At 59.4% G+C, this 13,182-nt stretch carries 12 protein-coding genes and 2 pseudogenes; 5 read left to right on the forward strand and 9 right to left on the reverse strand.

The window, feature by feature from the left end; genetic code table 11:
- Positions 1–74 precede the first annotated feature (74 nt).
- From BM438_RS02600 to BM438_RS02610, 3 genes and pseudogenes are all read left to right on the forward strand, one after another.
- The gene (locus BM438_RS02600; protein WP_093632790.1) at positions 75–1,229 is read left to right on the forward strand and encodes a hypothetical protein; all 1,155 of its coding nucleotides are present in this window, start codon (positions 75–77) and stop codon (positions 1,227–1,229) included.
- 211 nt (positions 1,230–1,440) lie between these two features.
- Complete coding sequence (locus BM438_RS02605; RefSeq protein ID WP_093632736.1) at positions 1,441–2,490, forward strand: 2,3-butanediol dehydrogenase; 1,050 nt, start codon at positions 1,441–1,443, stop codon at positions 2,488–2,490.
- Between the two features lie 218 nt (positions 2,491–2,708).
- Positions 2,709–3,062 (forward strand): annotated as a pseudogene (locus BM438_RS02610) (IS66 family transposase zinc-finger binding domain-containing protein); the annotation flags it as partial.
- 768 nt (positions 3,063–3,830) lie between these two features.
- On the opposite strand, the gene BM438_RS02620 reads toward BM438_RS02610, so the two are convergent.
- The 3 genes from BM438_RS02620 to BM438_RS02630 all read right to left on the reverse strand — a co-directional run bounded on the left by BM438_RS02620 (position 3,831) and on the right by BM438_RS02630 (position 6,261).
- The gene (locus tag BM438_RS02620) at positions 3,831–4,592 is read right to left on the reverse strand and encodes a toxin (protein WP_093632738.1); all 762 of its coding nucleotides are present in this window, start codon (positions 4,590–4,592) and stop codon (positions 3,831–3,833) included.
- 6 nt (positions 4,593–4,598) lie between these two features.
- Positions 4,599–5,129: a hypothetical protein gene (locus BM438_RS46085; RefSeq protein WP_244179225.1), complete on the reverse strand. Its 531-nt coding sequence runs from the start codon at positions 5,127–5,129 to the stop codon at positions 4,599–4,601.
- Positions 5,130–5,490: 361 nt separating this feature from the next.
- Positions 5,491–6,261 carry an aminotransferase class V-fold PLP-dependent enzyme gene (locus BM438_RS02630; RefSeq protein ID WP_093632739.1) on the reverse strand — a complete coding sequence of 257 codons (771 nt, stop codon included), beginning with the start codon at positions 6,259–6,261 and terminating at the stop codon, positions 5,491–5,493.
- Positions 6,262–6,542: 281 nt separating this feature from the next.
- Here BM438_RS02630 and BM438_RS46920 point away from each other — a divergent pair, with 281 nt between their 5' ends.
- Complete coding sequence (locus tag BM438_RS46920) at positions 6,543–6,899, forward strand: hypothetical protein (protein ID WP_425270720.1); 357 nt, start codon at positions 6,543–6,545, stop codon at positions 6,897–6,899.
- 178 nt (positions 6,900–7,077) lie between these two features.
- Here BM438_RS46920 and BM438_RS46925 read toward each other — a convergent pair.
- Positions 7,078–7,398 (reverse strand): annotated as a pseudogene (locus BM438_RS46925) (aldehyde dehydrogenase family protein); the annotation flags it as partial.
- A gap of 184 nt (positions 7,399–7,582) precedes the next feature.
- On the opposite strand from BM438_RS46925, the gene BM438_RS02645 reads away from it, so the two are divergent.
- A complete protein-coding gene (locus tag BM438_RS02645) occupies positions 7,583–8,251 on the forward strand; it encodes an RraA family protein (RefSeq protein WP_093632740.1) in 669 nt (222 codons plus the stop codon).
- Between the two features lie 171 nt (positions 8,252–8,422).
- Here the strand turns inward: BM438_RS02645 and BM438_RS02650 are convergent, their stop codons facing one another.
- From BM438_RS02650 to BM438_RS02670, 5 genes are all read right to left on the reverse strand, one after another.
- Entirely contained in the window at positions 8,423–9,457 is a 1,035-nt protein-coding gene (locus tag BM438_RS02650) for an L-idonate 5-dehydrogenase (RefSeq protein ID WP_093632741.1), read from the reverse strand.
- A 112-nt stretch (positions 9,458–9,569) separates the two neighbouring features.
- A complete protein-coding gene (locus BM438_RS02655) occupies positions 9,570–11,009 on the reverse strand; it encodes an NAD(P)(+) transhydrogenase (Re/Si-specific) subunit beta (RefSeq protein WP_093632742.1) in 1,440 nt (479 codons plus the stop codon).
- A complete protein-coding gene (locus BM438_RS02660) occupies positions 11,006–11,338 on the reverse strand; it encodes an NAD(P) transhydrogenase subunit alpha part 2 (protein ID WP_093632743.1) in 333 nt (110 codons plus the stop codon). The genes BM438_RS02655 and BM438_RS02660 overlap by 4 nt, the downstream gene beginning before the upstream one ends.
- 9 nt (positions 11,339–11,347) lie before the next feature.
- Positions 11,348–12,490, reverse strand: coding sequence for a Re/Si-specific NAD(P)(+) transhydrogenase subunit alpha (locus BM438_RS02665; protein WP_093632744.1), 1,143 nt, complete (start codon positions 12,488–12,490; stop codon positions 11,348–11,350).
- A 170-nt stretch (positions 12,491–12,660) separates the two neighbouring features.
- Positions 12,661–13,182 (reverse strand): porin (locus BM438_RS02670; RefSeq protein ID WP_143131634.1); only part of this gene is annotated, 522 nt, incomplete at its 5' end.

A 13,182-nucleotide genomic window follows, 5' to 3' on the forward strand; every position in this document is an offset into this window, starting at 1 on the left:
TCAAGCGCGCGATTGACCATAGTGGGTCCAGCGCGCTATTCGATCGGACTTTTATCGTATTGGATATGCCGATCATGGAACCCATCAGCTCCAACATTGCTGCACAAGAGGAACTCTCCGTTGCGCCTACGGGATTAGTACTGCAGCCTTTCGTGTTCTCAATTGCCGTGTTTTTTGTTGTGCACGCCATAAGCCTTGGCATATGGCGTCTGTTTGTCGACGCAAAATTCGCCGTCTGGAAGTATTCCCCGCAGCCGTTCGGCATGTACCTGTTCTGGGGCATCCTGGTGCTCGTTTTCATCGGTTTTAATTTCGGTATGGCCGGGTTCTCGACGTTCAAACAACCTGCCCGGGGCTGTATCGCGACCGTTGTTACGGTTGGGCTTGCATTCCTCTTGCCGGGCGTACTCGTCTATGGCTATGGCGCATTGGACCCGACGTTTACCTCAGTCGGCGGTGTCGGATATGGCGCGGCCGGCCTTATCGTGTTGATCGGTTTTTATGGCTTCGGCATTCTGGCTACAGGCATGTCCGGATGGCCGTGGTCAGATAGCGGGGTGAGACCTGTAGTTGGCAGTGTCGCGCAATTGGCCGGCGGTTGTTGCCTCACGGGACTCGGTTATTTTCTGCTTATATACCCGAACCTGACGACTGCTTCTGAGCCTCACGCGCCCCTGCTTGCCCTGCCGGTGGCGATCGGCTGGTTCTATTCCGTTATCGTCGCGTGGCTAACGACTTTCCTTATTTTCGACAACTGGCCGTGGAGCATGCTGAAGCGAAAAAGTCAGACGGCGCTTGCGGCACTGGTCGGAAATTTTCTACTGGGGACAGCACTCTACGCAGGACATCTCGCGCTGCTCAGATGGGTTCTCATTCCTTCCAGCGCTCTCGAAAAACTCGGTACAACGCTCCCAATCTGGCCCGCTCAGTTGGGTGTGTGGATCGCTTTCTGGCTGATCTTCTGGGCCAACGTTGCGGGCAATTGGCCGAACCGGTTTGGCATGTTGACGAATCGTGTAATACGCGCATCGATTTGCTGGGGCCTTGGTTTGATCTCTTTTGAAATCTATACGCGATGGTTTGCCGTATCGGTACTTCATGAAGCGGAAATAGTACCCGGCTTTGGCGGTGACCCGCTCACCTGGGTTGATCTACTCAACTACGTCATGCTGATTTATGTCGTCTATTTTGAATTCTATGGCCTTTCAAAAGAGAAATCGGCGAATTGATCAAAGAGCCAGACAAGCTCAAATTTCTTGAAACCATATCGACCGGGACGGCGGTTTTCCCATTCGGTTGAAATGAACCTTCCAGGAAGTGTTTCAGGCTAATCGAAAGAAAGACCACCACGTTGGTAGCCGCCCACTACTCTGCGGGCAAAGAGTGTCGCATTGTGACGTGCGACGTGAATTCTGTATTTAACAGAAGGAGTCGTTCACTATGAAAGCTGCTGTCTACTATGGTAATCGCCAAATCACAATTGACGACGTTCCAGAGCCGTCGCCATCGAAAGGCGAAGTGAAGATCAAGGTCAGTCGAAACGGCATCTGCGGTACTGACATCCACGAATACTACGACGGTCCGGTCCTGATTCCAAAGACTGAGCCACATCCACTGACTGGCAAGACCTTGCCCGTCGTGATCGGGCATGAGTTCTCGGGAACTGTAGTGGAAGTGGGGCCCGACGTCACCGGTATCGAGGAAGGGGACAACGTCGCGATCGAACCGGTCATTCGCTGTGGCATGTGCAGGCCATGTAGATCCGGCTTTTACAACGTGTGCCGATGTGTCGGATTTCAGGGACTCTCGTCCGATGGTGGGATGGCGGAATATGCGGTCGTACCGAGTCACATGGTTCACAAGCTAACCGGCAACGTTCCCGTCGAAATGGGCGCATTGGTCGAACCAATGGCGGTCGCCTACCACGCGGCCACCCTCGGAGATGTGACCGACCAGAGTCGTACGCTTATTTTCGGCGCGGGTCCGATTGGCATAGGTCTGTGGTTCGCTTTGCGCGGTATGGGCGTAACCGAGATCGACGTGGTAGAGCCATCGGCGATCCGTCGCAAAGCAATTGAAGGGCTAGGAGCGCGCACTATCGATCCGACGAGCGTTGACGTGCCGGCCTTTATCGCGGATAGAACCAACGGTGAAGGAGTCGATGCCGCGTACGACGCCGCTGGCGTCCCGGCTGCAATCTCGTCTGCGTTGAAATCGTTGGGCGAGCACCGGACTCTTGTGAGTGTTGCAATCTACGACAAGCCAATGCTTACACCATTGCTCGAGACTGTCATGCGGGAACGGCGCATACAGGGGACGCTCTGTTACACAGGCAAGGACTACAAGAGCGTGATCGACCTGATGGAGCGCGGACACTACAGGACCACGGGTTGGGTGGAAACCGTGCCGCTGGAGAATGTACTCTCAGAAGGTTTCGAGGAACTGCGGGCTGGGCGGAAAATGAAAGTGTTGGTTGACCCGGCACAATAGAAACCAGTCGCGGAAGGGGCCGTTGCTGACATGGGGCACACTCCGTTCTATGGCAGCATGCGGCGCTCACCGACCTTAGGCGGTGCCGGGTACCCGTTCTCCAGAATCAGACTTGTATCCCAGCGCTTGCGAGGAACTGTTTGTTCGTCGCGGAAGCGCCGCCGCTACCTTCGATGAACGCACCACTAGATATCGTTCCTGCTGCGCCGGTGACGTGCGATCTGGCAGCGGGCAGCGGCGTTGCCGATGTTTGCCGTGCACGCGCTCGTGCATCGAGTTCAGGCGTGTCTGCGGCAGCCCCGAAGGAAGCCGTGCCGCCCCATCTGCCACGCGAAGAACGCGTGCTCGAGCCCGACTCGACGTGCCCGAAGTGCAACAACGCCATGGAGTTGCTCGGCGAGGACGTGTCCGAGCAACTCGCGCGCGTCACGGCGATGTTCAAGGTCATCCGCAGGATCCGTCGCAAGCGGATCTGCACCGGTTGCGGCCATATCGTGCAACCACCCATGCCGGGGCTGCCGATCGAGCGCAGCATCGCGCATCCGAGCTTGCTGGCCGACATCGTTGTTGCCTATGCCGCCTTCCGGACTATGCCGCACAGTCGACAGCGATGGGAGACGTACGATTTTGTTCCGTCGTTCGCGCGGCATAGTTCAGGCCTATAAGGACTCGAGGAACCTCAGAAGTGGATCGGGAGGCCGATACTTCCCGCGACGCGCGCTCGGTACCGTGGTCTTGGCTAACACCGCTGACTTCATCTCGAGATCAGCGTCAAGATACATCTGGGTTGTCTCCGCCGACTCGTGGCCCAGCCACAATGCGATCACAGTTCGACCAACACCTGCGCGCAGCATTTCCATTGCTGTCGTGTGTCTCTTATATCGCTGGGTAAATATGGGAGAGGATTTTTTGGTTACCGATCGCGGCCGCGGAGGCATAACGGAGCCGATCAGGATCAGCCCGCGAGCGGTAACCAAAAAATCCTCTGCCCTATTCCGCTTTCGGAATAGCGTGGCGAAGTATGCGAACCACACGCCGGTGCATCGGCAATCCGAGATCGCGGCACGCGACGGCGTGCGTCTCGATCGGGCCACCATTGTCAGCGTCGGATAGGTACTCCCCGCCGAACGCGTTGAACCGCAACTCCACACCGGCCGAGCCCAATCAGGTGTTCGCCTCGGACATTACGCACATCTGGACCGAGGGGCAGGGCACCAGCTTGAGCAGTATCGCATCCAGCCTATCAGGACGGTCACGACCTCCGGTATACCCACGGGCACGCTGAGATTCTCGAAACGTGGGCTAAGCGGCGGTCAGGCCGTCGGTCTGACTGAGTCCCGTCACGACTTGCGATGTGGTGGCGGCGTCTGCGGCGCCACAATATCCAGCCACGCTGTGATTTGCTGAGGCGCGGCGCCGTCCGTACGAATATCAAATAACAGGTCTGTGCGCGTGCGGGCATAACACGGCGTGAACGCCTGAGACAGAGCCCGGCTGTTGTCGACAAGCACCGCTGCGTCCGCGATGGTCAATGCGGCACCGATGGCCCGTTGCGTGCGGGGGAATCGTGCAAGGATCTTGTCTGATGCTACATTGTGTCCACCGGCCGCAACGCGCGTGGACACACGCCCCAAGGAGAGTGCTGCGCTGCTCAAACCCACAAAGAGCAGCATGACGAAATAGCCCGCCGCCTGCAGATTGAGGATCAGCCCAATCTTGCTCTCGTATTCGCCGTCAGGCAGGGCCTTCCAGTGAGAGAAAACCGTTTCAGTGGCAAAGGGCACCTGATTGGCCATCGCCTGGGCAACAAAGCTCTCAACGCCCTTTTGCGCGACCTGCATCCACATGGTATCGGTGTCGCGCAGGATCTGCGCCCAAGGGCGCAAATGGCCGTCACTGTCCTTTTCCGGCAGAATGGACAGCATCATCCGGTCGGCGTTGATCAGCGGAATACGGAGGTCGTCGACGATGTGCTCATACCACATGGTCGATTTCCCCGAACCATTGTGGCCTGCCAGGACGATGGCGAGCGGTTTGCCGGAGGCTACGGCGAATTTGACGATATCGCTGACTGATTTTTGTATTGGAGTTTTTCTCGCCATACGAAACTACGCGGGGGATTTTTCGGGTTCGAACTGGCCATTCACGAAATGGCCTCGCTCCACCTTGCCATGAAGACGCCGTACCACCCGTTGTGGGTCGCGCGGATCAGCAGTGAAGACGGGCACGCCCGGCGGGTGGCGCAAGCTCACACCGGGTCTGACAAGGCGTTCACCAAGACCCTTTGCGACCTTTTTGCTCGCGGTGACTGCACGCTTGACGTCGGCCGCGGTCGGCTTCTGCACTGAAACCGAGACATGTCCGAATCTGACTTCCACGATAGGCATCACGCCCTTTGCTGCACGACGCGAGACCAGCACAGCGCCGCCTAGGGCCGTGCCCGCACGTTTTCCCGCGACAACAACGTCTGCAGTTTTGCCCGCCCGCTTGGCTGGAACGACGACGTTTGTGATCTTGCCCGCACGCTTTCCCTTCGCGACGACGTCTGCGGTCTTGCCCGCGCGTTTTGGTGCCGCAACGGCGTCCGCGCTCTTGCCCACACGGTTCGTCGTCACAATAACATCCACGTTTTTGCCCATGCGCTTTGCCGCGACAGCACCGCCCGTGCTCTTGCCAGTCTGTTTCGTCGCAACGCCTTTGCCCGCACCGATCTTTCCGGATCTGGGCGCCGCCGTTGCCATTTGCTTGATTCCAGGCACGATCAACCTCCACGCGTTGCTTACCCTTAGAGCTATTTTAGCCCTCAGGAAGATACTAGCATCAAGTGTGTGGTGGCCAGCCTCTCATACTTGGCCAGGTTTCGTTTCGCCCTGCGGGTACGACGAGATGAAAGTATGTGTAAGCCAGGCGTGGCAAGAGGAGGTCGGTAACCAGGAAGGGGGCGTAGGGACGTGCCCTGATCGACGTTGCACCGGCTAAGGCGACCCTTCGAGCGCAGGACTAACTCGCGGCGACATCCTCGATCGCCGCGACCAGACGGTCAAGGTCTGCGGGGGACGTGAACACGGCCGTCGTCACGCGTACACAATCGCCGGCCGCAATCCCGCCGCGCCGCGTTGTGAAAACCTTGTGCTGGTCATACATCTGGTTCACGATCCTGACATTGTCGTTCTTCGTCGTCTTGTCCTTGATCCGGAACGACGTAATCGCGCCGTAGCAACGCGGGTCATCTGGTGTCAGGATCTGAACGTTTTTTACGTCCCGCACACGGGAGACCCAATACTCTCGCAGGTACCGCAACCTTGCGCATTTGTTCTGAATGCCGATGCTGTCATGGAAGGCCAGTGCAGCGGGAATTGTCATCACATTCGCCGTGTTCGTGGTACCGGAGTGCACGCGGGAACGGATATCGTCCGGAGGATTGTCTTCGTCGCAGAAGGCACGGTCGATGTCGGGCAGTCGCTCCTTGCGGATATACATGAATCCGACGCCGAGCGGCGCACCCATCCACTTGTGCAGATTGAAGCCCACAAAATCTGCGTGCAGATCGGTGACCTTGAAATCAATCTGCCCCCACGTAAGCGCGGCATCGACGATGACATCGATGTCCCGTGCTTTCGCCATTTGCGCAATCTCCGCTACCGGCATGATGAGGCCGGTGCGATGACTCGCGTGAGTCAGCAGAAGGAGCCTCGTCCTCGGGTACTGCGCAAACGCTCTCGCGTACGTGTCAAGAACCGCCTGTCGGGTCGCTGGTTCGGGGATATTGATCCCCGGCGGTCGGTCAAATTCCCCCGGGCATGGTCACTTCAAATTCCCCCATCTGACGACCGTCGACTGAGCTGACGGGAGAAGTGTTGCAGGACGTCTATCTTCGTCTCCTTCGAACAAGAAGTAGTTCAGGGAGTGAACGTCTTGAAGCCGCACCTGCAAAGCACCGTATTCATGCTACTCGAGCGTAACAAGAGCCAGCGTCTTACGGGTATCGACCGTAAGACGATCCGCCGCATGCCATCTTCGAGTCGGAGAAGTCTGGGTCGGCAAACTCCTCCATGGTGACCACCGGCTTTGAATCGACCCTCACGCAAACTCCCCCACTGCCGCGACCACCGGCTACTGGCATTTCCAGCAAGGCCACAACGCTCAATTTCGCCCGCTCGGCAAGCGAACCGCATCGCGAATGGATCGAACAGCAGGTCCGGCTGAGGCGCAACGCGCAAGCGAATCAACACCCCGTTGCATCGATTCCGGGTCTCGTGATGACGAAAGTGATCGCGCGGCTGGACCGTGGGCAGTCCAACCCGAAAGACGCGGCGGACTTCCGGTATCTGCTGGAAACTTATGCTGCTGCAGGGAACGTTGACAGGCAGTATGGAGAAGAGCACGAAACCGTATGGCCAGCATTTTGAATACGTAGACCGCCGCGACCGCACGGGCCTGCTTCCCTGGTTCAGCGCGACGGCCGTCCGATTGTCCGCGCGCGTTGCCGTCGTTCCTCTCCTTCTTGAATACGGAGCCCATGACACCTCCAGCATTGCGCCAGATGCGTGCGGCATCGCGGCTATGCAGGCATGCGGGAAGGCCGTACTCGGTGTCATTAGCCATCTCAATCGCTTCGTCATCTTTATTGGAATGGAACGGCGGCGCGACAGAACCGAGCGTCTCCTCGCATGCAATCAGTATGGCGGGGATGACGTCCACCAGCACGGTGGGCTCAAAGAAGAAAATCCTCCGAGCGCGAGCCGCTGACCCCGTGCAGCAGCTAGCGGCTTGGCCGGCCGCTTCGTGGGAAAGCCGATCGACAGCGATTTCGTTGTAGCGGTTGCTGGATGTTGAAGACACGGCTTGCTCGCTACAAACTTCCGTTTGGATTGGCACCGCACGATCGTCCCTCAGCAAGAAACCCATCGCTGCGCCGCCGCTTTTTGATTATTGCGCTTCATAAGCGTTTCCTATCGTGCAAGAACGAAGCCGTCTTGGCGCGATTCGTAGGGGCGATATACCGTTATATCCGTGCCGCAGCGGCGTCGTGCCGGGTCGTTCCTGACCTGCACGAGCTGCTCCCCCTTACATCCGGAAGCGAAGATCGACCATGTACAAAGCCATCAGGAAGAACCCGTCGGCGGCTCAGGCTGCCGACACGATCCTTAGCGCATTGCACGACATCCCCGTCTCTGCGCTCAGCGACAACATGCATCGCAGCATCGGCAGCGTGGGCCTGCACCCGTATCAGCGGCCCGGCAAAAAGACGATGGCCGGCACCGCGGTCACAGTGCGCTCACGTGGCGGGGATAACCTGACTTACCTGCGCGCCCTGGAGTTTTGCCGTCCCGGCGACGTTCTCGTTGTAGACGCGGGCGGCGATCTGAACAACGCCGTGGTCGGCGGGATTCTGTCCTTCTATGCCGCTCACGTGGGCGTCGTCGGGCTGGTGGTGGATGGCGCAATTCGCGACGTCGCGGAAATCCGCGAGCGGGACTTTCCTGTGTACGCGCGTGGCGTCACGCATCGCGGTCCGTATAAGGACGGTCCGGGCGAGATCAACGTGCCGGTGTCGGTCGGCGGCATGGTGGTGAATCCGGGCGATATCGTCGTCGGCGATCAGGATGGCTTGCTGGCCATTCCGCAGGACGATGCCGCGCACGTCATCGAGAAAGCGCTAGCCGTTCTCGAAGCAGAGGCCAAAACCATGCGGGCGATGAAGGAAGGCCGCTGGAACCGCGCGTTTATCGATGCACTCGAAGCGCGATGCAATAACTGAGCAACACAGAGAGAGAAGGGCGAGAGCCGACGTCTGCAATGGGACGTCGGCTCTTTCATGATCAACGACGATTGCGCTTCGCGCGTGCTGGTAGCAAAAGATGACGTGACCGACACAGATGACGTGAAGCGGCGATCACGCATGGCTGCGCAATCGCCGCGTCGTGCGCAATCAATCGAAGCTCACCAGCACCTTCATCGACTTTGAACGATCGCCCGCTGTCTGGAACGCCTTGACCGAATCCTGATACGGGAAAATACCCGAGATCAAGGGCTTCACGTCGATCAATCCCTTGTTCAGCAGTTCGACGGCAATGGCGAATTCCTCGTGGAAGCGGAATGCGCCGCGCAAATCGAATTCCTTGGCGACGATCACATTAATCGGCAGCGATATGTCGCCACCGAGACCGACCTGGACGATCACGCCGCGCGGTTTGAGCACGTCGAATGCACCGCGCAGTGCCGCCGCGTTGCCGCTCGCCTCGAGCAGAACGTCGAAGCTACCCTTGTCGACCGCGAACGGCTGGAGCGCGTCTGGCGTCTCCGCGATGTTGAACGCGAGGTCGGCGCCGACTTTTTTCGCGCTGTCGAGCGGTAGCGTATTCACGTCAGTTGCGACGATCATCGCTGCTCCGGCTCTGCGCGCGGCAGCCACGATCAACGCGCCGATCGGTCCGCATCCTGTGACGAGCACCCGCTTGCCGAGCAACGAACCAGCGCGCCGAACGGCGTGAAGGGCGACCGAAAGCGGTTCGGCCATCGCGGCTTCCGCATCGCTCAACGAGTCCGCCACGACGTGCGCCTGTGAACGGTCGATCACGATCTCCTGCCGGAATGCGCCCTGCACGTGCGGCGTGCGCATGGCGCTGCCGTAGTAGCGCATATCCAGGCAGTGATTCTGCAGGCCTTGCTGACAGTATTGGCACAGACCGCACGGTCGGCTCGGGCTGATGGAGATCCGGGTGCCGGCCGACATATCCGTCACACCAGATCCCACGCGCGCGACGGCGCCGGACACTTCATGACCGAGCACCATAGGCTCCTTGATGCGAATCGTGCCGAAACCGCCATGATTGAAGTAGTGAAGATCCGAACCGCAGATACCGCCGGCACGAACCCGTACGAGCAACTGGTTGGCTTCCGGTTCAGGCGTGGGAACGTCCTCGATGCGCAGATCGAGTGGGGCGTGAATGACAAGTGCATGCATGGAGAGGGCCTATAACTGTGAATGCGGGATCAGCACGCTATACGGTAGCGTCTCAAGGCCCAGTCGACAAAGATCAAAGTTGTCTGGGCCGATAGTCGGCGCTTATGGATGCTCATTCGAGCGCCTTGGTCATGTTCTCGATGACCTTCCTGGCGTCCGAGAACACCATCATCGTTTTGTCCATATAGAACAGATCATTGTCGAGACCGGCGTAGCCGGACGCCATCGACCGTTTGTTGACGATCACGGTGCGCGCCTTATAAGCCTCCAGAATCGGCATGCCGGCGATTGGCGACGTGGGGTCGGTCTTTGCGGCGGGATTGACGACGTCGTTGGCGCCCAGCACGAGCACGACATCGGTCTGGCCGAACTCCGCGTTGATGTCGTCCATTTCGTATACCTGGTCGTACGGCACTTCCGCTTCGGCGAGCAGCACGTTCATGTGACCCGGCATGCGCCCGGCCACCGGATGGATCGCATAACGGACGTCGATGCCCTTGTTTGTAAGCTTTTCGGTCAACTCCTTCAGCGCATGCTGTGCGCGCGCAACCGCGAGACCGTAGCCCGGAATGATCACCACGGATTCCGCATTGCCGAGCAGGAATGCGGCATCATCGGCGGAACCGGATTTGACCGGCCGTTGTTCCCGCTTTGCGCCACTTTCAGCCGCGGCTTCAGCACCGAAGCCACCGAGCAGCACGCTGAAGAACGACCGGTTCATCGCCCGGCACATGATGTACGAAAGAATTGCGCCGGAAGAGCCGACCAACGATCCGGCAATGATCAGCATGGGGTTGTTCAGCGAAAAGCCGATGCCCGCGGCGGCCCAGCCCGAGTACGAGTTGAGCATCGAGACGACGACCGGCATGTCGGCGCCGCCGATCGGGATGATGATCAGCACGCCGAGCGCGAAGGCGATCGCCGTCATGACGATGAAGGGCAACCATGACTGGGTCAGGAAGAACGCGATCCCGAAGCCGACCATCGCGATCGCAAGTGCAAGATTAAGTGCATGCTGCCCGGGATAGACGACCGGTGCGCCCTGGAGCAGGCGGAACTTGTACTTGCCCGACAGCTTGCCGAACGCGATTACTGACCCCGAGAACGTGATGGCACCGATGAAGGTGCCGATGAACAACTCGACGCGATTACCATAAGGCAGTTCGCCGCCGCTTGCGGCCAGTCCGAATGCGGACGGCTCGGAGACCACCGCATAAGCAATACAAACTGCGGCCAGCCCGATCAACGAGTGCATGGCCGCGATCAACTCGGGCATTCTGGTCATCTCGACGCGCGCGGCAACAACCGTGCCGATCGCCCCGCCGACGATCAGCGCGACGACGAGCACCGTCAGTCCAAGCATCAGGTCCGAGCCGAGCGAGGACGCCTGCTTCACGATCAACGCGAGCGTCGTCAGAATGGCGAGCGCCATGCCGACCATGCCGAAGGCATTGCCCAGGCGGGCACTTTTCGGATTCGACAGCCCTTTGAGGGCCTGAATGAAACAGACGGAGGCAACCAGGTACAACAAGGTGACGACATTCATGCTCATCGCGAAACTCCGTTGGCTTCGGTTGCGGCCGGTTTTCTAGTGTCTTTTTTCCTGAACATCTCGAGCATGCGGCGGGTCACGAGGAAGCCGCCGAAAACGTTGACGGCCGCGAGCGCCACGGCGAGTGCGCCGAACGCTTTGCCGGTGCCGCCCACGGTCAACCCTGCCGCCAGCATGGCGCCGACAATGACAATGGCGGATATCGCGTTGGTGACGGCCATCAGCGGCGTATGCAACGCCGGGGTCACGTTCCACACAACGTGGTAACCGACGTAAATCGCCAGAACGAAAGTGATGAGATTGGTGGTGGTGTGAGTGATGAGTTCCATTGCGTCTCCTTATGCCGTTTTCAGCATCGAGGCGTCGTGACCCAGCAAGGTGGCCGCCACGATATCGTCGCTGGCATCGATCCTGGGTTTGCCGTCGGTATCGATGACCAGTTTCAAAAAGTCGAACACGTTGCGCGCGTAGAGCGAAGACGCATCCGTTGCGACCATGGCCGGCAAATTCGTATAGCCGGCGATGTGGACACCGTGGCGCAGCACCACCGCATCCGCTTCGGTCAGTGGGCAATTGCCGCCGCGCCTGTCGCCCACGCTTGCGCCTTTGCCCGCGGCCAGATCGATGATCACCGAGCCGGGTTTCATCTGACGTACCGTCTCTTCATTAAGCAGCGTAGGTGCGGTACGCCCCGGAATCAGCGCGGTCGTAATCACGATATCCGCCAGTTTGGCCCGCTCATGGACTAAAGCGGCCTGACGTGCGATCCACGAGACCGGCATCGGGCGCGCGTAGCCGCCCACACCCTGGGCGGTTTCACGTTCTTCGTCGGTTTCACACGGGACATCGAGAAACTTTGCGCCCAGCGATTCGATTTGCTCCTTGACGGCGGGGCGCACGTCCGACGCTTCGATCACCGCGCCCAATCGCTTTGCCGTGGCAATCGCCTGCAGGCCCGCGACGCCCGCGCCGAGAATGAGTACGCGTGCCGCCTTGACGGTGCCCGCAGCGGTCATCAGCATGGGCAGGAAGCGTTGGTACAAACTCGCCGCCAGCAGCACAGCCTTGTAGCCGGCAATATTGGCTTGCGACGACAGCACGTCCATGCTTTGCGCGCGCGTGGTACGCGGAATCGATTCGAGTGCGAATGCGGATAGGCCTGCGGCGCGAATTCGGGCGACCTGATCGACGTCGAACGGGTTGAGCATGCCGACGAGCATCGCGTCACGCTTCATGTGCTGCAGTTCGGTTTCTGTCGGGGTCTGTACTTTGAGAACGAGATCGGCGGCAAAGGCTTCGGCCGATTCGACCAACGTTGCCCCGGCCAGTGCGTAGGCGCTGTCGGGGAAGTGGGCACGCTCGCCTGCCGTGCTCTGCACCAGAACGGTATGCCCCTGTGCGGTGAGTTTTTTGACTGTTTCCGGCGTGCCGGCGACACGCGTCTCGCCGGCACGGCTCTCGGCAGGGATACCGATTCTCATGAGTGTTCCTTCAGGAATGGATAGACGGAATTGGCGGGTCGAGGCCCGCCTTTTGATGCCGGGGCCGTGCATTGACGATCGGGACACGATTGCGCGTCCCGATGCTGTTTGGCCTTCAGAGAGATATGTTCGGCGTCAGGAGACGCCGAACATATCTTTGGGACCGCAGATTAGAACTTGTGGCGCAGACCGATCGTCGCTTCGAACAGCGAGTTGAAGCCATAGAACGGCTGGTTCGAGCCGGAGGCGGCAGCGAGAGTCGTCCATGCGCCGGTCAGGTGGTTGTAGTCCACGCCGACATAGACGTCGGTGCGCTTGCTGAGGAAGTAGTCGAACGTCGGACCGGTCGTGATGCGCGTACCGCTCTGGCCTGCGTGATGAACGAAGTCGATGTAGAACGGCAGATCGAGCACGAGTGCCGGCGTGATGAAGTACTGGACCGCGGTGGAGAAGGAGTCGTTGCGATAGTCGGCGGGATAGACGTGGCTGTAGATATACGAGCCGAACACTTTCGCCGCGCCGAACTTATACGTTGCGCCCGCGGTGAAGATCGTTTGCGAGCTGTCCGGGATCGTCACGCCGAAGTAGGTGCTGCCGTAGGTGCTGGTCGCAGGCGTCAGGCCGCCGATATTGTTGACGACCTGGTAGGCCGCCCCGACGCTCAAGGGGCCTTTGTCATAAGAGAGGCTGAC

This window comes from Paraburkholderia aspalathi, assembly GCF_900116445.1.
Classification (GTDB): domain Bacteria; phylum Pseudomonadota; class Gammaproteobacteria; order Burkholderiales; family Burkholderiaceae; genus Paraburkholderia; species Paraburkholderia aspalathi.

Bases quoted from the DNA above. Each gene is read 5' to 3' on its own strand.
- BM438_RS02645 (WP_093632740.1), top strand. From the start codon at position 7,583: ATGTACAAAGCCATCAGGAAGAACCCGTCGGCGGCTCAGGCTGCCGAC.
- BM438_RS02600 (WP_093632790.1), top strand. From the start codon at position 75: ATGGAACCCATCAGCTCCAACATTGCTGCACAAGAGGAACTCTCCGTT.
- BM438_RS02620 (WP_093632738.1), bottom strand. From the start codon at position 4,592: ATGGCGAGAAAAACTCCAATACAAAAATCAGTCAGCGATATCGTCAAA.
- BM438_RS02655 (WP_093632742.1), bottom strand. From the start codon at position 11,009: ATGAGCATGAATGTCGTCACCTTGTTGTACCTGGTTGCCTCCGTCTGT.
- BM438_RS02650 (WP_093632741.1), bottom strand. From the start codon at position 9,457: ATGCATGCACTTGTCATTCACGCCCCACTCGATCTGCGCATCGAGGAC.
- BM438_RS02660 (WP_093632743.1), bottom strand. From the start codon at position 11,338: ATGGAACTCATCACTCACACCACCACCAATCTCATCACTTTCGTTCTG.
- BM438_RS46085 (WP_244179225.1), bottom strand. From the start codon at position 5,129: ATGGGCAAAAACGTGGATGTTATTGTGACGACGAACCGTGTGGGCAAG.
- BM438_RS46920 (WP_425270720.1), top strand. From the start codon at position 6,543: ATGGTGACCACCGGCTTTGAATCGACCCTCACGCAAACTCCCCCACTG.
- BM438_RS02665 (WP_093632744.1), bottom strand. From the start codon at position 12,490: ATGAGAATCGGTATCCCTGCCGAGAGCCGTGCCGGCGAGACGCGTGTC.
- BM438_RS02605 (WP_093632736.1), top strand. From the start codon at position 1,441: ATGAAAGCTGCTGTCTACTATGGTAATCGCCAAATCACAATTGACGAC.